The following is an 18,516-nucleotide window of genomic DNA, read 5'->3' as shown; positions in this document are numbered from 1 at the left end:
CAGGAAAAGGACAGCTTTTAGTATTTGGCCACTGAACTCTTTGGCACCTCCACAGGCCGAATAATCAACAACAAACGGACCCTGGCCATGGCGCAGATCTTCAGCCGCTCAGCTGATACCTGGTTGCGGTTGACGCTGGCTGGCGTCTTCCTGGCCTTGTCCGGTAGCCTGATGGTGGTGTTGATGTTCGACCGTTCCGATTATCGGACCCAGCGTGGCTGGGTGGTGGATCAGCCTGTGCCCTTTAGCCATGCCCACCATGCGGGCGACCTGGGCATCGACTGCCGTTATTGCCATGCCAGCGTGGAGACCTCCTCCGAGGCCGGGCTGCCGCCTACCCATACCTGCATGAGCTGCCATTCGCAGCTGTTCACCGATGCCGACGTGCTGGCGCCCTTGCGCCGCAGCCTGGCCAATAACACCCCGCTGCACTGGCAACGGGTGGTGAAACTACCCGATTATGTGTATTTCCACCATGCCGTGCACGTACAGGCCGGGGTGGCCTGTGTCAGCTGCCATGGGAGGGTGGACCGCATGCCACTGATTGCCAAGGCCGAACCCTTGAACATGGGCCAGTGCCTGGACTGTCATCGTGACCCGGCACCCAACCTGCGGCCCCGCGACCAAGTCACCAGCATGAGCTGGACCCCACCCGCTGACCGGCGCCAGCTGGGCGAACAGTTGATGCAGGCCTACCATATTGATACCCGCGGCCTTACCGACTGCGCGGTATGCCACCGATGAACCGCGAACCGGACTTGGGCGCGCTGCGCCAGCAGCTTGCCGACGCGCGCCTGAGTGGCGAGCACTGGTGGCGCGGCCTTGAGGCATTGGCCGACAGCGCGCAGGCCCAGGCCTGGGTGGCGGCGGAGTTTCCCGGCCTGGCGCCCACCCTGGACCGACGCCGCTTTCTGCAACTGATGGCCGCTTCCCTAGCCCTGGCTGGGCTGGCGGCCTGCGGCCAGACGCCGGACGAATCCGTGCCCAGGGTGGTGCAAGCCGAGAGCCAGGTGCCCGGCAAAACCCTGGTGTACGCCACGGCGGTGCCCTTTGCCGGGGTAGCGCAACCGGTGCTCGGCGTCACCACGGCGGGGCGGCCGATCAAGCTGGAGGGCAACCCTGACCATCCGGCCTCGGGTGGCACCTGCGACGCGTTCACCCAAGCGGCGATTTTGCAGCTGTACGACCCAGACCGTTCCCAGTCGCCGCGCTACAAGGGCCGCGAAACCGCTTGGGGGCAAGTACAAGGGGCCTTGCTGGCCTGCGCCGGGCAGCTAGACCGCACGGCGGGCGATGGCCTGCACGTGGTGTTGGGTGCCAACGGCTCACCCACGCTGCAACGCCAATTGCAGCAACTGATGCAGCGTTGGCCCAAGGCCCGGCTCTATCTGGCCGAACCCTTCGCAGCCACAGCAGTGCAGGACGCCTGCCGCCAGGTGTTTGGCCAGCCCTTGCAGCCGCGCTGGCAGCGCGCCAATGCCGAGGCCGTGGTCAGTTTCGATGATGACTGGCTGGGCGCCGGGCCTTGGCAAACCGTCAACCAGCGCGGCTGGGCGGCGCGGCGCCGGGCCGCAGGGCAGGGCCAAGGGCGCGCTCAGGTGCTGGTGGCCGACAGCGTGCCGACCCTGACTTCGGCCGCTGCCAGCGAACGCCTGCGCCTGGCGCCGTCGCGTCGGCCAATGTTGCTGCGCGCCCTGGCCGCCGAGTTAGGCGCGGGTGAGCCAGGGCTGGCTGCCCTGAGCGACACCGAGCAGGCCTGGGTCAGGCACGCCGGCAACGCCCTCAAGGCGCGGGCGCCGCGTTGCCTGGTCAGCCTCGACAGCCAGGCACCGGTGGACCAGCAGGCGCTGGTGTTGCGCCTTAATGAGCATCTGTGCAACCAAGGCGTGACGGTGGACTACATAGCGCCGCAGTACCAGGGTGCGGCATTGCACGACCTGCTTGAACCCTTGGCGGCCAATCAGGTACAGGTGCTGGTGATGCTCGACTGCAACCCCGTGAACACCGCTCCCGCCCACTGGCATCTGAGTGACGCGGTGCAGCATGTGCCCCTGCGTATCCACGCCGGGCTGTATCACGACGAAAGCGCCCGTGACTGCCATTGGCACCTGCCCCTCAGCCACGCCCTGGACGGCTGGGCCGATGCCCGCGCCGCCGATGGCAGCAGCGTGATCGTGCAGCCCTTGATGGCCCCGCTGTACCCCACGCGCACCCTGGCCCAGGTGGTGGAGTTGCTGCAAGGGCGGGATGCGGACGCCCACGCCATCGTCCGGCAAACCTGGGCGGCGCTGGACGACAACGCCTGGCAGCAGGCCTTGTCCCGAGGCTGGGCCGACCCAGCACCGGTTGCGGTGAGCGTCACGGCCAACAGTGCACCACTTCTGACCGAAAGCGCTCCGGTCAACGGCCTGGAAGTCCGGGTGCTGCCCGACCCGTGTGTGTGGGATGGCCGTCTGGCCAACCTCGGCTGGCTGCAGGAGCTGCCCAAACCCATCAGCAAATTGACCTGGGGCAACGTCATCGGCGTGTCACCGGCCTTGGCCGAGCGCCTGGGCCTGGCCAACGGCGATCGTGTACGGGTGCCGCTACCGGGCCAAATCATCGAAGGCCCGGCGTGGGTCGAGCCGGGGCAGGCCGACTCCGTGGTGGCGTTGTATGCCGGCTACGGCCGGCAGCGCGCCGGACGGGTGGGGAATGGCCTCGGTTACCCGGCGCAAGCGCTGGGCGCAGTGAACCAGGTAGCGACGCTGGAGCGTCTGGATGGATCGTTGGCACTGGCCAGCACCCAGTTGCATCACCAACTGCCCCCTGGCCATGAATCGCCGATTCGCAGCGTAGCGCCGGGCCAATCCTTGGGGGCGCCCGAGTTGCTGTTCCACGACGCCACGGCCGTGGGTCCCCAGTGGGGCATGGTGATTGACCTGGACCTGTGCACCGGCTGCAATGCCTGCGTGGTGGCCTGCCAGGCCGAGAACAACATTGCCGTGGTCGGCCCCGAACAGGTGGCCCAGGGCCGGGCCATGCACTGGCTGCGCATCGACCATTACTACCAGGGCTCGCTGGACGCCCCGCGCTCGCATTTCCAGCCCTTGCCCTGCATGCACTGCGAGCAGGCGCCCTGCGAAGTGGGCTGCCCGGTGAATGCCACGCAGCACGGTCAGGACGGTGTAAACCAGATGGTCTATAACCGCTGCATCGGCACTCGTACCTGCGCCTCGTACTGCCCCTACAAGGTGCGCCGCTTCAACTGGCTGGACTACAGTGCCGACGCCGCCCCCACGATCCAGGCCCAGCGCAACCCCCAGGTCACGGTGCGCAGCCGTGGCGTGATGGAGAAATGCACCTACTGCGTGCAACGCATCAGCGCCGCGCGCATCGACAGCAAGATCGCCGGCACTGATGCTATCGAGGTGACCACCGCCTGCCAGCAGAGCTGCCCCTGCCAGGCCATCAGTTTTGGTGACATCCGCCGTGCCGACAGTGAAGTGGCGCGCGCTCGCCAATCGGGCCGTCATTACCGCTTGCTGGAGGAGCTGGATACCCGCCCGCGTACCACTTACCTGGCGCGCATCGACGAGGAACGCCAGCCATGACCGGGCATTTTCTGCCCCAGGACTTGAGCGACCAGGAGGTGTCGCGGCGCGTGTTCGGGCCGCTGCAGCACTTTGTGCGCCTGAATGCCTGGCGCGGCCTGTTCGGCATTGGCCTGGTATTGCTGGCGCTGTACCTGACGACGGTGGCGGCGTTGTTCAGCCAGGGCGTGGGCATCTGGGGCAACAACCAGCCGGTGCACTGGGGCCTGGGTATTCTCAACTACATCTGGTGGCTGGGGATCGGCCATGCCGGCACCTTCATTTCGGCGTTGCTGCTGTTGATCGAACGGCCCTGGCGCCACACCCTCAACCGGCTGGCCGAGCTGATGACGCTGATGGCGGTGGTGTGCGCCGGCCTGTACCCCATCCTGCACCTTGGCCGCCCCTGGCTGTTCTACTGGACCTTGCCATACCCGAATGAAATGGGGCTGTGGCCACAGTTCAAAAGCCCCACGGCCTGGGACCTGTTCGCCATTCTCACCTATCTATTGGTATCGGTGCTGTTCCTGTTCATCGGTGCGGTGCCTGATTTCGCCACTGCCCGAGACCGCGCCCACTCACGCATGGGCCAGGTTGCCTACGGCCTGCTGGCCCTGGGCTGGCGCGGCTCCCAGGGGCACTGGGCGTTGTGGCGGCGGGCCACGCGCACCCTGGCGATTCTGGCGGTGCCGCTGGTGTTCGCGGTGTCCAGTGGTTATTCGTTCCTGCTGACCATGGGCAGCCAGGCCGGCTGGCACTCCACGGTGTTCCCGCCGTATTTCGTGGCTGGCGCGGTGTTCTCGGGGTTCGCCATGGTGACGCTGATCGCCATCGGCCTGCGCTGGCTGCTGTGCATCGAGGTGCTGATCACGCCCCGGCACCTGGACATGCTCGGACGCCTGGTGCTGGCCACCGGTTGGCTGACCGCCTACGGCTACCTCACCGACCTGTTCATGCCGTTCTACTCGGGCCAGCCCCATGAGGTGGAAGTGCTGATGGCACGCCTGGCTGGGCCGGCGGCCTGGAGCTATTGGCTGGCGATCGTCTGCAACGTGGTGGTGTTGCAGGCGCTGTGGGTGCGGCGGGTGCGGCAAAGCCCCTGGGGCCTGGGCAGCGTCGCCTTGCTGGTGCTGATCGGCATGTGGGCCGAGCGCTACATGCTGCTGATACCGCCCCAGACGCGCGACGGGTTGGTGTCGGCCTGGGGCGGTTACGCGCCAACCCGTTGGGACTGGATGCTGTTCGTCGGCAGTTTTGGTGTGTTTCTGGTGCCGTTCAGCCTGTTCCTGCGCACCGTGCCCATGGTCTCGGCGTTCGAGGTCAAGCAGGCCTTGCATCAGGAGCGCGACGGCTATGTCTGAACCTTGGGGCCTGCTGGCTGAATTTGACCAGCCGGGCCAGCTGGTGGTGGCGGTGAGTGAGGCCCGGGCGCTGGGTTACCGACGCTTTGAAGCCTTTGCGCCCTTTGCCGTGGAGGCCTTGGCGCCGCCGGCTCCGCGAGTCGGTTGGCTGGGCGCCGGCGGGGCACTGGCAGGTGCGGCCACCGGGGTAGTGCTGCAAGTGGCTACGGCCCTGGCCTGGCCTACCAATGTAGGCGGGCGGCCGCTGGTGCACTGGCCGTCGCTGCTGATTGTGACCTTTTTGCTCAGCGTGCTGGGCGCGGCGGTCGCCAGCGTGATTGGCCTGCTGTGGCAGGCGCGTTTGCCGCGCCTGCATCATCCGCTGTTCGAGGCGCCTGTGTTTGTGCGCGCCAGTGATGATCGCTTCCTGCTGTGTATCCTGGCCGACGACCCGCTGTTCCAGCGCCAGCGCACGGGCGACTGGCTGGCTATCCGCGCGCTGTCGGTGACCGAGGTGCTGTCATGAAGTCTTGGCCGCTGCTGGTGCTGATGGCACTGTTGGTCAGCGCCTGTGATGACATGTCGCGGCAGGCCAAGACCCGCGAATACCGTCCCGGGCCGCTGATTGGCAACGTGCAGCGCGACCCGCCGGTGGGCAGCGTGGACCGCGGCCAACTTGCGCAGCAGGCACGATTGGCGCAGCGTCCGCCACTGGACGCCGCCTTGCTGGAACGCGGCCAGCAGCGCTTCGAGATCTACTGTGCCCCGTGTCATGGCCTGAGCGGGCAGGGTGATGGCATCGTGGTAAGCCGTGGCTTTCCGACGCCGCCAGCGTTCACCCAGGCGCGCTTGATCGCAGCCCCCGATGCTTACTTGTTGCAGGTGATCGCCCAGGGCCACGGACAGATGTTCGGCTATGCCGCCCGGGTCGCCCCCGCTGATCGTTGGGCCATTGTCGCTCACATCCGCGCGCTGCAACTGGGCCAGCACCTGTCGCTGTCGAGCCTGCCTGCTCGCGAGCGGCAGGCCGTGCAGGGGCAGTTGCGATGAAGCGCTGGCGCGCAGTGAGCGGAATGCTGGCGGCGCTGTTGTTGCTGGTGGCGGGGCTGTGGCACCCCCAGGCGGCGTTGGGCGCAACCTTGGCCGGCGCCCTGGTGTGGGTCAATCTGGCACTGGGTTGCTTGCTGCTGGCTTACGTCTGCCCGCTGATCAGCGGCGCCTGGCAGCCCATGCTGGCGCCAGGCATCGCAATGGGCAGCGGTTGGGTGCCGTGGATCGTGCCTTTGTTGTTGCCTATGGTGCTCGGCGTGCACTGGCTGTACCCCTGGGCGCAGATGCCGGGCAGCGGTTTTCGCGGCCTGTGGCTGTCGCCCTGGTTTTTCGTGTTGCGCACGTTGCTGTACGGGGTGGCGTGGTGGGGGCTGCTGCGGCTGGCCCGGCGTCCCGCGCCGGGCGTGATCGCGCTGGTGTTGCTGGCCAGTCTGGCAGCGATTGATTGGTTGATGTCCCTGCAAACCGGCCTGGACTCGAGCATTTTCGGTCTGCTGGTGGTGGGCCGTCAGTTGCTCGGCGCCCTGGCCCTGGCCGGTCTGGTGCGCGCGCCCGGAACGCCTGCGGCGGTGCTGCGTGGCCTGCTGGTGGCGGCGCTGGCATTGTGGCTGTACCTGCATTTCATGCAGTACCTGATCACCGACTGGACTCGCCTGCCCGCCGAAACCCTGTGGTACCGCCTGCGCGGCACGGGCGTTTGGGCACCGGTCACAGCGCTGCTGTTTGGCCTGCACTTGGCTTGCCTGGTAGTCCTGGCCTCGCCCTTGGGCTTGCGCCCGCCCGTGCTCAACGGCGCTTGTTGGTTGATTCTGTTGCTGGGCGCCGTGGAGGCGCTGTGGTTGGTGCTGCCCGGCCTCGGCGGCCTGGATGCCTTGGGCCTCGGGTTATTGGGCGTCTGGGCGTATGCGGCCGTGGCCGGCACCTGGCTGGTGCGCAGGAGGGCTGACCATGAGTAAGCGCTACCAAGCCAACCCGGTCCGGGAAGCACGGGTATGGCTGGCCGCGCTGGTATTGTTGCTGGCCGTGCTGCTCTGCGGTGGCGCCGTTGCCCTGCTGCTCGGCTATCTGCGCGATGAGGCGGCCCGCCAGCAACCCGTGCTCGGTAGCCTGGAACGTGAACGCCTGTTGCCCCCAGAGCCGCGCTTGCAGGCCACGCCCTTTGCTGACGGCGAAGCCTTCCGCGCCAGGGCCCTGCAGCAACGGGACAGCTACGGGTGGGTCGACCGCGACCAGGGTATCGTACGCGTGCCCCTGGCCGAGGCCCAGCGGCTGTTGATTGAGCGGGGGTGGCCCGATGCGCATTAAGGGGGGGCTGCTGGTGATCTGCATGGCCGTGCTGCCCTGGGCTCGCGCCGATGCGCCGTTTGACCCCTTTGCCGCCGCCGGCATCGATACGTCACGCATCGGTCAGGCGCTGCCTGCCGACCTGACGTTCACCGACCAGCGTGGCCAGACGGTGCGCCTGGGCGATGTGCTCGGCCAGCGCCCCACGTTGCTGATCCCGTTGTACTTTCGCTGCCCCAACGTGTGCGGCGCGGCGCTGTCGACCCTGTTCAGCCAGTTGCAACCCCTGCGCTACCAGTTGGGCCGTGACTACCGGCTGATTGCGGTCAGCTTTGACCCGCGCGAACACCTTCAAGCCGCCCGCGAGGAACAGGCCAAGCTGCAACCGCGCTGGCCGGCCATGGCCAACAGCCCAGAGTTGTACTTGCTGACCGGCAGCGCGGCCAACAGCACAGCGTTGATGCAGGCGCTGGGCTTTGGCTACCGGTACGACCCGGCGATCGGGCAGTACGCCCACAGTTCGGCCGTGGCCGTGGTCACCCCGCACGGTCGCCTGTCGCGTTGGCTGTACGGCCTGGGGTACCAGGCCGATGACCTGCGCCTGGCCCTGACCGAAGCCGGGCAGGGCAGGCTCGGCAGCCTGGGCGATCAGTTGCTGTTGCTGTGCTACCACTACGATCCGCACACGGGCCTGTACAGCAGCCGCATCATTGTGGCTCTGCAAGTGGCGGGCTGCCTCACCGTGCTGATCCTCGCCGGTTTTATCGGCGGCCGTCTGCGCCAGGAGCGGCGGTCATGAGCTTTATGCGCCTGTGGCCGGCCCAGGCGTCTGACTACGCGGTGCGGGTGGACCATCTGGTGATCGGCTTCACGGCCATGATGGCGCTGTTCGTGCTGCCCGTGCTGGTGGCCCTGGCGGTGTTTATCTGGCGCTATCGGCGCGGCCGGCCGGCGGACCGTGACCACCGGCCCAGCAGTGACCTGCGCATCGAACTGACCTGGATCGTGCTGCCGTTCCTGGCTTCGCTGGTGATCTTCGGGCTGTCGGCGCGGCTGTTCTTCCAGGCCCGCACGCCACCCGATGATGCCCTGGAAATACAGGTCACGGCCCGCCAGTGGATGTGGAAGTTCCAGCACGACGGCGGGCAGCGCGAGATCAATACCCTGCACGTGCCGGCGCACAGGCCGGTGAAGCTGACGATGATTTCCGAGGATGTCATCCACGGCCTGTTTTTCCCCGCCTTGCGCATCAAGCAGGACGTGCTGCCGGGGCGCTACACCATGCTCTGGTTCGAGGCCGCGCACAGCGGCACCTATGAGGTGTATTGTTCGCAGTTCTGCGGCACTGATCACGCCGCCATGCTGGCGCGCCTGGTGGTGCTGGACCCCGGCGACTACCAGGCCTGGCTACAGAACGCCGGTGGCCTGGACGACCTGGCCGCCCAGGGCAAGGTGCTGTTCCGTCAATATGGCTGCAGCGGTTGTCATGACGGCGACAGCGGCCTGGCACCGCCGCTGACCGGGCTGTACGGCCGGCGGGTAGCCTTGAACGACGGCAGTCAGGTGTTGGCCGACGCCGCGTACCTGCGCGACAGCATGCTATTGCCGCAAAAACAGATCGTGGCCGGCTACGGCCCGATCATGCCTACCTACACCGGGCTGCTCGACGAAGAAACCATCCAGCGCCTGCTGGCCTATATCCGCTCCCTCACCCCCACGTCTGCTCCGGAGGCCCGATGATCAATTACCTCAATGAGCGGCAGGGGCTGTGGAGCTGGCTGTCCACCCGTGACCACAAGCGCATCGCCGTGTTGTACATGATTGCCGTGACCTTCTTTTTCTTCGTTGGCGGCCTTGCGGCGAGCCTGATCCGCATCGAGCTGATTACCCCCAATGGCGAGCTGCTGACCGCCGACGGTTATAACCGCGCCTTCACCCTGCACGGGGTGATCATGGTGTGGTTCTTCCTGATTCCGTCGATCCCCAGCGTGTTCGGCAATTTCCTGGTGCCGATCATGATTGGCGCCCGCGACATGGCCTTCCCGCGCCTGAACCTGTTCAGTTGGTACCTGCTGGTGGGCGGCGGCCTGTTCACCCTGCTGGCGTTGTTGCTGGGCGGGGTGGACACCGGCTGGACCTTCTACACGCCGCTGTCGACGATGTTCAGCAACGGCCACGTGGTGGCGGTGATCTGCGGGGTGTTCATCACTGGCTTCTCGTCGATTTTCACCGGCATCAATATCATCGCCACCGTGCACACCCTGCGGGCGCCGGGCATGACCTGGATGCGCCTGCCGCTGTTCATCTGGGCCATGTACGCCACCTCCATCATCCTGGTGCTGGCCACGCCGGTGCTGGCGGTGACCCTGCTGCTGGTGGCGGCCGAGCACCTGTTTCATATCGGCGTGTTCGACCCGGCCCTGGGCGGTGATCCGCTGCTGTTCCAGCACCTGTTCTGGTTTTACAGCCACCCTGCGGTGTACATCATGATCCTGCCGGCCATGGGGGTGATGAGCGAGCTGGTCACGGCGGCGGCACACAAACGTATCTTCGGCTATACCTTCGTGGCTTGGTCCAGCGTGGCCATCGCCCTGATCGGCTTCCTGGTGTGGGGGCACCACATGTTCGTGGCGGGGCAGTCCATGTACGCCAGCCTGTTCTTCTCGCTGCTCAGCTTCCTGGTGTCGATACCGTCGGCGATCAAGGCCTATAACTGGACTGCCACCCTGTACAAAAGCGATCTGGTGATCAACGCGCCATTCTTGTTTGCCCTGACCTTCATCGGGCTGTTCCTGGTCGGGGGTACCACGGGGCTGTTTCTGGCGTTGCTGGCCGCCGATCTGCACGCCCACGATACCTACTTCGTGGTGGCACACTTCCACTACATCATGGTCGGTGCGGCGGTGGCGGGCTACTTCGGCGCGTTGCATTTCTGGTGGCCGAAAATGACCGGCCGGCTCTACTCCGCGCTGTGGGGCAAGATCACCGCGGTGCTGGTGTTCTGCGGCTTCAACCTGACGTTCTTTCCGCAGTTCCTGCTGGGCTACCTGGGCATGCCCCGGCGCTCCCATCTCTATTCGCCGGACTTCCAGTTCCTCAACGTGCTGTCCTCGGCCGGTGCCTCGATACTGGCCTTGGCCTACCTGTTGCCGTTTTTCTACCTGCTGGGCTCGCTGCGCTACGGTGCTCGCGCCCCCATGAACCCCTGGGAAGCGGCGGGGCTTGAGTGGCGCATTCCTTCGCCGCCGCCCGAGCACAACTTCGCCGGCCCCGTGACCGTGGACTTCGAGGCCTACGACTATGCACCGGGAGCCGACCGTGGACCGCTGTGAGGCCCGCCCCAGCGGCGCCTTCGTGGCCATGGCCCAGCAGCGCGAGGCCGTGCGGCTGGGCATGTGGCTGTTCCTGGCCAGCGAAGCCATGATGTTCGGCAGTCTGATGCTGATCGCCTGGTATTACCGTCTTCAGCACCCGGCAGGTGTGGGTGAGGCGGTGGCCGGCCTGCATCGTTGGCTGGCGGCGTGGAACACCCTGGTGCTGATCACCAGCGGCCTGTGCATGACCCTGGCGCTGGAGGCCTGCCGCGCCGGACGCATGCAGCCCTTGCTGCGCGGGTTGAACATGACGGTGCTGCTGGGGCTGGGCTTCCTCGCCGGCAAGGTGCTGGAATACACCCTTGAGTACCGCGAAGGCGTGCTGCCTGGTTTCGGCCTGCCCAGCCCGGTCTCAGAGCCGTCGGCGCGGCTGTTCATGAACCTGTACTTTTGCAGCACGCTGCTGCACAGCCTGCACCTGCTGATCGGTGTCGGCCTGGTGCTGTACCTGCGCATCGCTTTGGGTCGGGGCTGGTTGTGCCTGCCGGCGAATGCCCTGCGCCTGGAAATGACTGGGCTCTACTGGCACCTGGTGGACGGTATCTGGGTGCTGCTGTTTCCCGTTCTGTACCTGGTGGGGGGCTGACATGCCACGGCCTTGGGCGGTGTATTGGATACTGCTATTGCTGTTGCTGGTCGAGGTGCGGGTGGCGGGCCACAGCGCCAGCCTGGTCATGGCGGCTGCCGGTGCCCAGTTCGGCTTGCTGTTGGTGTGTTGGCTGGAGGTGGGCAAGGCACGGGGTTGGGTACGAGTGTTCGGGGTGGTGTACCTGGGTTGGCTGTTGGTAATGGCGGCGTTCATGCTCACCGAACAGGCCACACGCCTGTCTTGATGGAACCGGTGTGGGGAGGGGCTGCAGATGAGCCAGGGCGGGTCCCGTCGGTCACTGCCGTTCAGTGTTGCCACGCTGGGCCCGGCGCATGCCCAGGTTTTTCCGGAAACCGCGCAGATTCATCAGTGCCAGGGCCGCTTCAAGGATGATCAGGGCCCAGGCATGGTCATGCCAGCCCCATATAACCCACAAAGCGTTGCTCAGGATAAAACACCAGAAGCCGATGATCCGCCGCCGGGCCTGAGTGGACCCGGTGAACCAGGCGGCGAGCAAGGTGACGGCCATTGCCGGCCATTGCACCCAGTCGATCACAGGATCGGCTTGCCGCCGGTCACACCGTAGCGAGTGCCGGAAATGTAGCTACCTTCGTCCGAGGCCAACAGCACGTAGATCGGGGCGACCTCCACCGGCTGACCGGGTCGGCCCAGGGGCGTCTGTTCACCGAAATGGGTCACTTCCTCATCGGGCATGGTCGACACGATCAGCGGGGTCCAAATGGGCCCCGGCGCCACACTGTTGACCCGGATATTGCGCTCGCCCAGCACTTGCGCCAGCCCGGCGCTGAAGTTGGCGATTGCGCCCTTGGTGGCGGCATAGGCCAACAGGGTCGGCTTGGGCGTGTCGGAGTTCACCGAGCTGGTGTTGATGATCGAACTGCCTGCCGCCATAAAGGGCAGGGCGGCCTGGCACAGGCGGAACATGGCGGTGATGTTGATATCGAAGGTGCGCACCCACTCTTCGTCCTTGATGTCTTCGAAGCGCTCGTGGGTCATCTGGAACGCGGCATTGTTGACCAGTACGTCGATGCGGCCGAACTCTTTGACCGTGTCATCGACCAGTTGCTGGCACACCGACTTCTGCGCCAGGTCACCCGGTAGCAGCAGGCACTGGCGGCCTGCGGCCTCAACCCAGCGGGCGGTTTCGCGGGCGTCTTCATGCTCGTCCAGATAGGCCACGGCCACGTCTGCCCCTTCACGGGCAAAGGCGATGGCTACAGCGCGACCGATGCCGCTGTCGGCACCGGTGATCAGCGCGACCTTGCCAGCCAGCCGGCCGCTGCCTTGGTAGCTCTGTTCGCCGCAGTCGGGGGCCGGGTCCATCTTGCGTTGCGAGCCTGGGACGCTTTGCGGTTGGCTGGGGAAGGGTGGTCGTGGGTATTCGCGCATGATCGCTTCTCCTCTGGATTGATGACTCATGTGATTCAGAGGCATTCGCGCGCCAAAGGTTGAGTCGGGCTACCGGCTGGCTCGACGAATGGCGCGGGCCAATTGCACTGAACTTTCCCGTGCGTCCTTTACTCGCTTTTGTAAACACAGCTCGGGAGGGCGCCTCATGCAACCGATTAAACTGCTTGGGCTGATGTGTTGGCGCCGACGCGCAAGAACAAGGTCCCAACGGGTTCCGTACGTCAACGAGCCGGGGAAGACGGCGGCTCATCAATCCGATGATGAGCCCGAAGGTGATCCAGAGGATGAAACGCCGTAGCAGTCCGTTTCTCTTGATCGGCCTTCCTTCTGCGCGCCGGTCTCAGACAGCGAGCGTAGCGTCCGGCACGTCAGAAACGGGGTAGGGGATGGTGCCCTGGCCCGGGGTCAGGATGACCTTTCGACAATCTTGTTCTTTCTTGTCAAACAGCTTGTAGCCTTCGGCCGCCTGCTCCAGCGATAAACGATGGGTGATGATGGCTTCCGGAGCCAGTGCTCCTGTCTCGATATGCCCCAATAGTTCAGGCAGGTAGCGCTGCACGTGGGTCTGGCCCATGCGGAAGGTGAGGCCCTTGTCGAAGGCGTCACCGAACATGAAACCGTGGATGAACCCGGCATACACGCCGGGCACGCTGACCACGCCGCCGCGACGCACCGCGGCGATGCACTGGCGCAGGGCCTTGCCGCTGCTGCCTTCGAGCTTGAGCGTGGCTAGCACGGTTTCGGTGGTGCTGCCCTTGGCTTCGAAGCCCACGGCGTCGACCACCCCGTCCACGCCTCGCGACCCAGGCGTCTGGCGAATGATGGTGTCCGCCGGGTCGTCGTCCTCGTCGAAATTGATCGGGATGACCCCGTAAGTCTGCTGGGCATACGCAAGGCGGTAGGGGTGGTGGTCGACCATGAAGATGCGTTCTGCGCCGAGCATGCGGGCCACCGCTGCGCACAATAGGCCAACCGGTCCGCCGCCATAGATGGCAATGCTGGAGCCGGCGCCAATCTCGGTATTTTTCACGGCCTGGAACGCCGTGGGAAGAATATCGGAGAGGAACAGCACCTTCTCGTCCGCCAGGGTACCAGGTACTTTGAAGGGGCCGGTATTGGCCTTGGGTACGCGCACGTATTCGGCCTGGCCGCCGGGGATGCCGCCATATAAGTGACTGAAACCGAAGAGTGCCGCGCCAGGCGGGATGCTCTTCTTGTTGATAATGGAGCCACGTCCGGTGTTGGTGGTTTCGCAGGCGGCAAACAGATCATGCTGGCAGAAGAAGCAACTGCCGCAGGCAATCACGAACGGTACGACCACCCGGTCGCCACGCTGGAGGGCGGTGACCCCACTGCCCACTTCCTCGACAATGCCCATGAACTCATGGCCGAAGATATCGCCATGTTCGGTCTGGGGTATCTTGCCGCGGTACAAGTGCAAATCCGATCCGCAGATAGCGGTGGCGGTAACCCGCAGGATGATGTCGTCCGAGTCGATCAACACCGGATCCGGAACGGTATCGACTTTGACGTCGTGGGCGCCGTGGTAAGTGAGTGCTCTCATGATGCGATCGTCCTTTTGTTGGGATAGATAGATGAGGGAACGATGCGGCTGTAAGTTCCAACGCCGTTACCGACGGTTTGACAGGAAGGGTGCTTGGACCGAACTGCTTGCCTTGAGTCGCTTCTTGCATCATCCGTTCATCCCGGACCGCAGCGGGAGGTGGTCAGGGTGGTGATCTCCCTTTTCGGGTAATCAAGCGTCAGTTGGCTACGTGAAAAGGCGCTTTCGTGGGCTGATGAACAACGCAGCTTAGCGGATAGCGCTGTTCGCCCTGTCGAATCTGTGGATGGCTCGAAAACAGCTGAAGGGTATGGGTGAGTTGCACTCTTAACACTGAGGAGCGGGCGCAAGCGCCCCCTCGTCCGCGATCCTAGCGCTGGAAGTAAGCGAGAATTTCGCACCCATTTCCCACCGGCACATGCCCCATAGTGCTCCGCTTGCCAATGTCCACCACACTCACAGTGGCGTCGTTTTCATTGGCCACAAGCAAATAATCCTGCGCAGGACTAAAACAGCCGTCCAATGGCTTGTCACCTAACTCAGCATTGAACAGCCATTGCAGGTTTTCATCGAAAAAGCTCACCACCGGTTCAAAGTCACCCATGACCGCCAGTAATCGGCCATCGGGACTGAAACGCACCACCTGCCCGGGGCGCTTGTGCCCGGGAAGTTCGAGGGTGCGCAGCAGGCGGTGCTGCTCGGTGTCCACGACGTACAGCACCGGCCGATCCTGCGCGGTGGCCACCACCCAGGGATGCAGGGGGGATGCGTCGATGCCATTCAAGGGGCCTGGCATTGCCAGGGTTTCGGGAGCCTGGCCGGGCCCGCGCAGGTCAACGGCATAGAGTTGGCCATCCTCTTCGCTTTCCGCCCATAGCTGGTCTGCGTGTCGCAGCGGCGTGAGGCGGTGCACATTCTTCGAGGGGACGTGGATATGGCCCACGATCTTGTCCTGGGCAGGGTCTATGGCGAGGATCGTCGCGCTGTTTTCACAGCACAAGTACACCAGGCCATCACGGCCCAGGCGCCCCGTGTGGGGTGACACATAGGGTAGGGTTTCAATGAGTCCGCTCAGGCGGCGGCTATCAAGGTCGATTACCGCTACCTGGTGGTTCGGGTGGGGGTTGTCGCCGTGTATGCCGTCACCGTAGATCGGCACGTAGGCCTTACGTAGGTGCTCAAGCACAAGCAATTCATGGGGCCGTGATGGCAGCTCGGTGATGGCAGCGAGCACTGAAAGATTCTCGGGGTCCAGGAACAGGACCTGCTGGCCCTGTTTGTCGACAGCGATTATCTCTTGTCCCGCGCTGTGTTTGAGGTTCATCAGATTCATCCTGTGCTGACGGTAAGCAAGCGTTGAATGTATTGATGGAGAGCCTCGCGAGGGCTTTAGTTCAAGTCGATTGCCCAAGCCCCTTCGACCGGGGCGTGTGGTTCGCCAACTCTATCTATGCATCCGGATGAATGGAGGTTAAGGTCAGAGCTAGGGTTATCAAAGATATGCTAGGATTTGATAGCGTAGATAACTGGTTAGGAGATTTTCCATGAGCGTTACAGAGCAATCGGGCGTCTCCACCTTGGTAGGTACACCTAAGGAGGCTCGGGCTAGCTTGAGCCGCTCGCATGCGGATCGAGTGCTGGTCGTGTCTTTCGATCACATCAAACCCAACGTCTTCGAAGCATTGGCTGAGAATTTCGCAAATGTGGCGTCCTCGATGTACGAGGTTTTCCAGGAGCGCCAAGACTTGAATTCCCTGGAACGATTGGCCGAAGTCTTTGTTACGCGTAAGCCGCCTTCGCCCCGTTTGCTCAAGGAGGCGGCGATGCTGGTCCAAGCTCGCAAGGCGGTCTTAGAGAGTGGCGACTGGCTAACCGCCGCCGACATTGCACAAGTGGCGCAGTTAAGTACCCGAAACCCCAGCGCCCAGCCCAACAAGTGGAAAAAGCAAGGTCAGATCTTCGCTATCAATCATGGTGGGGTCGACTATTTCCCCGGTTACGGTCTGGACCCGGATACAAGCTACCGACCGTTGAAGGCGCTGGCCAAAGTCATTGAGATTTTCGAGGGGCACAAGGACAGCTGGGGTATGGCTTACTGGTTCCGTTCAGACAACAGTTTTTTGGGCGGCAAAAAGCCCCAAGACCTATTGGCATCGGTACCTGACCGAGTGATAGACGCGGCACTGGACGAGACTCAAGGCATCGCCCATGGCTAAGCGCAGTGCTAAGGGCAGTGAACGTGGGGCTCCGCCGTCGGATGATTCGGCGGCATCCGTGACTCCGGCGCCTGAGGCTACGTTGCACGTCACGTTCACTGAAATGGCTAAAGGCGTGATGCTCCATCGCGTGCACCACGACAAATACCAGCCCGATCAATTCAACCCAGGCGTGCGGGGCAACGCACGTTTCAGCCCAATCCAGAATGAACAGGGGCAGGCGATTCCAACGTTATATGGTGGTACGACAATAGAGTGCGCCTTGATGGAGACCGTCTTTCACGATGTTCCCCATACGCCAGGCTTCAAGAGTTTCGATAAAATAAAGCTAGCTGGACAGGTGCACTCCGCTGTCCAGATCGATCAACCGCTGCAATTGGTCGATCTGTCCAGCGTTCCCCTGCGCAAATTGGGCATCACCCGTAAGCAGTTGATCGACACCGAGAAGGATCAGTACCCGGCGACGCGCAAATGGGCCGAAGCGATCCATCGCCAAAGCCCGGATGTGCAAGGCTTGTATTGGGTATCCAGGCAAGACGATTCTGCACGAGCTGTAGTTCTTTTTGGTGACCGTATTCCCGGAGGTTCGCTTCGTCCACAAGGTGTTTCGCGCAGCCTGGTAGACGATCCGATTGTCTACGACGCGGTGCTCGATCTAGCAGATCGGATTGGTGTCGCCGTCATTGCAGGGAAAAACTGAACGAATGGTCGAACAGTGTCCTGTGATTCGTTTCTCTGAGATCGAAGCGGCCGTGCCTACGGCCCCTGGTCTTTATGAGATCGTCACTGATCAGGGCGAGCTTCTGAAGGTGGGCATCAGCGTTAATCTTCGTAAAAGGCTTATACAGCACCGACAGTCGAAGCAGTCTGACCACTATAGGGTGATGCTCGGCAGCGACGAGGGAGGTATCAACGCAGCATTGGTGGACAGGGACGCATTTCATACGCCCCAGCCAGCGCACGTATCGTGCAGCAGGGGAGCCAGATGTTGCTTAATGAGCGCAATCAGCAAATGTGCGCATCTGTCCAAAATTTTGTTGGCATCGAGCACGATGCTCTGAAGTGGGCCGACATTTACTATCGGTTTGGCGCCTAGGTTTCCAAAACGAGATCACCGCTGAAATAAGCTGACATTCGTCATGAATTCATGCGTGCGGCTCTTTCAAGCGTCCCTTTTCCCAACCCGACAGGTCGATGGCTTTTCCCCAAACAACTTCTGATACTGTGCGCAGAAATAACTCGTGTGCTCAAACCCCCATTGCGCAGCGATATCGCTGATGCGCGCCTGGGGATGGCGGGTCAGGGCGCGGCGTGCTTCGTTGAGTCGGATGGAGCGCAGGTACTGGATCGGGCTGACGTCAGCCACGCTTTGGAAACTGTATTGCAAGGTGCGTCGGGAGATCTTCAGGCGTTTGCACAGGTCCACCAGGTTGCCGGCGTGTTGCGGGGCGTCCATGACCAGTTCGTGGCAACGCTGCACGATGTATTGGCGGGTAGTAAAGCTGATCGGGCGCGCGGGCACCTCGTCCAGTTCGGACAACAGGCGCGCCGTAAGGTCCAGCAGGCGAGGTTTGATCGCGTCGTGCGCCGGCGCCATCAGTAATTCCACCAGTTCCCGGCACGCGCCCTCATGGGCCGCCGAGGCCAGCGCCACGCCTTGCACGGCGTGGTTGGCGCGGCAGCGGGCGAGGGTGCTGTCGCTGAGCAGGTCGGTCAGTTCGGCGTAGGGGATGGACAGGCCCAGCACGTCCATGCCGGCGCCGGTGACGGTGCGAAATTCATGCTGGTTGGGCAGCAGGTTGACGCCGTCCAGCACCCAGGGCTGCTGGCTGCACCGCTGCGGCCACACCAGCGGCACGATCAGGTTGAGGTGGTCGCGCGGCAATTGCATGTGCTGGATGGCAGCCTGGCTCAGGCGCTCGCGAAACAGCCGCACGCTGCCCACGTCGCGCACCCACAGGGCGGCGTCGAGGGGGCCGTTGCTCAACTGGTCGTAGCGCTGGTCCCAGCCACTGAGGTGGCTGGCATGTTCGGCCATGTCGGCGGACTGAAAAAACTGCTGCATCAGACAACCTGCTTGAAGGGGTTGGACTGAA

Annotated in this window: 19 protein-coding genes and 1 pseudogene; 15 read left to right on the top strand and 5 right to left on the bottom strand. The window is 63.8% G+C overall.

Translation table 11 applies throughout. The features are described from left to right. Positions 1-87 precede the first annotated feature (87 nt). Genes PMM47T1_RS19800 through PMM47T1_RS19745 form a run of 12 tightly spaced genes read left to right on the top strand, consistent with a single transcriptional unit; the run spans position 88 to position 11,453 of the window. The gene (locus tag PMM47T1_RS19800; protein ID WP_043301298.1) at positions 88-744 is read left to right on the top strand and encodes a cytochrome c3 family protein; all 657 of its coding nucleotides are present in this window, start codon (positions 88-90) and stop codon (positions 742-744) included. Then, complete coding sequence (locus PMM47T1_RS19795; protein WP_008372220.1) at positions 741-3,593, top strand: TAT-variant-translocated molybdopterin oxidoreductase; 2,853 nt, start codon at positions 741-743, stop codon at positions 3,591-3,593. The genes PMM47T1_RS19800 and PMM47T1_RS19795 overlap by 4 nt, the downstream gene beginning before the upstream one ends. Further along, entirely contained in the window at positions 3,590-4,933 is a 1,344-nt protein-coding gene (gene nrfD, locus PMM47T1_RS19790; protein ID WP_008372218.1) for an NrfD/PsrC family molybdoenzyme membrane anchor subunit, read from the top strand. The genes PMM47T1_RS19795 and nrfD overlap by 4 nt, the downstream gene beginning before the upstream one ends. Next, positions 4,926-5,438, top strand: a complete 513-nt coding sequence (locus PMM47T1_RS19785; protein ID WP_008372216.1) for a DUF3341 domain-containing protein — start codon at positions 4,926-4,928, stop codon at positions 5,436-5,438. The genes nrfD and PMM47T1_RS19785 overlap by 8 nt, the downstream gene beginning before the upstream one ends. Then, on the top strand, positions 5,435-5,962 hold the full coding sequence (locus PMM47T1_RS19780) for a c-type cytochrome (RefSeq protein ID WP_008372214.1): 528 nt from the start codon (positions 5,435-5,437) through the stop codon (positions 5,960-5,962). The genes PMM47T1_RS19785 and PMM47T1_RS19780 overlap by 4 nt, the downstream gene beginning before the upstream one ends. Further along, positions 5,959-6,918 carry a hypothetical protein gene (locus PMM47T1_RS19775; RefSeq protein WP_008372213.1) on the top strand — a complete coding sequence of 320 codons (960 nt, stop codon included), beginning with the start codon at positions 5,959-5,961 and terminating at the stop codon, positions 6,916-6,918. Before PMM47T1_RS19780 ends, PMM47T1_RS19775 begins: the two co-directional genes overlap by 4 nt. After that, positions 6,911-7,267, top strand: coding sequence for a hypothetical protein (locus PMM47T1_RS19770; RefSeq protein WP_008372211.1), 357 nt, complete (start codon positions 6,911-6,913; stop codon positions 7,265-7,267). The genes PMM47T1_RS19775 and PMM47T1_RS19770 overlap by 8 nt, the downstream gene beginning before the upstream one ends. After that, on the top strand, positions 7,257-8,045 hold the full coding sequence (locus PMM47T1_RS19765) for an SCO family protein (RefSeq protein ID WP_008372208.1): 789 nt from the start codon (positions 7,257-7,259) through the stop codon (positions 8,043-8,045). Before PMM47T1_RS19770 ends, PMM47T1_RS19765 begins: the two co-directional genes overlap by 11 nt. Continuing rightward, positions 8,042-8,986, top strand: a complete 945-nt coding sequence (gene coxB / locus PMM47T1_RS19760) for a cytochrome c oxidase subunit II (RefSeq protein WP_008372206.1) — start codon at positions 8,042-8,044, stop codon at positions 8,984-8,986. The genes PMM47T1_RS19765 and coxB overlap by 4 nt, the downstream gene beginning before the upstream one ends. Next, entirely contained in the window at positions 8,983-10,578 is a 1,596-nt protein-coding gene (locus tag PMM47T1_RS19755) for a cytochrome c oxidase subunit I (RefSeq protein ID WP_008372204.1), read from the top strand. Before coxB ends, PMM47T1_RS19755 begins: the two co-directional genes overlap by 4 nt. Next, the gene (locus PMM47T1_RS19750) at positions 10,565-11,206 is read left to right on the top strand and encodes a cytochrome c oxidase subunit 3 (protein ID WP_157213053.1); all 642 of its coding nucleotides are present in this window, start codon (positions 10,565-10,567) and stop codon (positions 11,204-11,206) included. The genes PMM47T1_RS19755 and PMM47T1_RS19750 overlap by 14 nt, the downstream gene beginning before the upstream one ends. Position 11,207: 1 nt before the next feature. After that, positions 11,208-11,453, top strand: coding sequence for a hypothetical protein (locus PMM47T1_RS19745; protein ID WP_043301279.1), 246 nt, complete (start codon positions 11,208-11,210; stop codon positions 11,451-11,453). A gap of 51 nt (positions 11,454-11,504) precedes the next feature. On the opposite strand, the gene PMM47T1_RS19740 is transcribed toward PMM47T1_RS19745, so the two are convergent. The 3 genes from PMM47T1_RS19740 to PMM47T1_RS19730 form a co-directional block, all read right to left on the bottom strand. Then, positions 11,505-11,738: a hypothetical protein gene (locus tag PMM47T1_RS19740; RefSeq protein WP_043301295.1), complete on the bottom strand. Its 234-nt coding sequence runs from the start codon at positions 11,736-11,738 to the stop codon at positions 11,505-11,507. Positions 11,739-11,761: 23 nt separating this feature from the next. After that, entirely contained in the window at positions 11,762-12,619 is an 858-nt protein-coding gene (locus PMM47T1_RS19735; protein ID WP_008372195.1) for an SDR family oxidoreductase, read from the bottom strand. Between the two features lie 361 nt (positions 12,620-12,980). Next, entirely contained in the window at positions 12,981-14,204 is a 1,224-nt protein-coding gene (locus PMM47T1_RS19730) for a zinc-dependent alcohol dehydrogenase (protein WP_008372193.1), read from the bottom strand. Between the two features lie 179 nt (positions 14,205-14,383). Here PMM47T1_RS19730 and PMM47T1_RS30405 point away from each other — a divergent pair. Beyond that, positions 14,384-14,535, top strand: a pseudogene (locus tag PMM47T1_RS30405) (IS5/IS1182 family transposase); the annotation flags it as partial. A gap of 39 nt (positions 14,536-14,574) precedes the next feature. Here PMM47T1_RS30405 and PMM47T1_RS19725 read toward each other — a convergent pair. Next, positions 14,575-15,528, bottom strand: a complete 954-nt coding sequence (locus PMM47T1_RS19725; RefSeq protein WP_008372190.1) for a YncE family protein — start codon at positions 15,526-15,528, stop codon at positions 14,575-14,577. A 220-nt stretch (positions 15,529-15,748) separates the two neighbouring features. Between PMM47T1_RS19725 and PMM47T1_RS19720 the strand changes: the two genes are divergently transcribed. Both PMM47T1_RS19720 and PMM47T1_RS19715 read left to right on the top strand, forming a co-directional pair. Continuing rightward, positions 15,749-16,420: a hypothetical protein gene (locus PMM47T1_RS19720; protein ID WP_008372188.1), complete on the top strand. Its 672-nt coding sequence runs from the start codon at positions 15,749-15,751 to the stop codon at positions 16,418-16,420. Then, on the top strand, positions 16,413-17,120 hold the full coding sequence (locus tag PMM47T1_RS19715; protein WP_008372186.1) for an RES family NAD+ phosphorylase: 708 nt from the start codon (positions 16,413-16,415) through the stop codon (positions 17,118-17,120). Before PMM47T1_RS19720 ends, PMM47T1_RS19715 begins: the two co-directional genes overlap by 8 nt. Positions 17,121-17,582: 462 nt before the next feature. Here PMM47T1_RS19715 and PMM47T1_RS28730 read toward each other — a convergent pair whose 3' ends face one another. Continuing rightward, positions 17,583-18,485 carry a helix-turn-helix domain-containing protein gene (locus PMM47T1_RS28730; protein ID WP_008372181.1) on the bottom strand — a complete coding sequence of 301 codons (903 nt, stop codon included), beginning with the start codon at positions 18,483-18,485 and terminating at the stop codon, positions 17,583-17,585. Positions 18,486-18,516 lie beyond the last annotated feature (31 nt).

This window comes from Pseudomonas sp. M47T1, assembly GCF_000263855.1.
Taxonomy (GTDB): Bacteria; Pseudomonadota; Gammaproteobacteria; order Pseudomonadales; family Pseudomonadaceae; genus Aquipseudomonas.
Note: the sequence above shows the minus strand (reverse complement) of the source record. Positions and strands in the feature narration are given on the sequence as shown.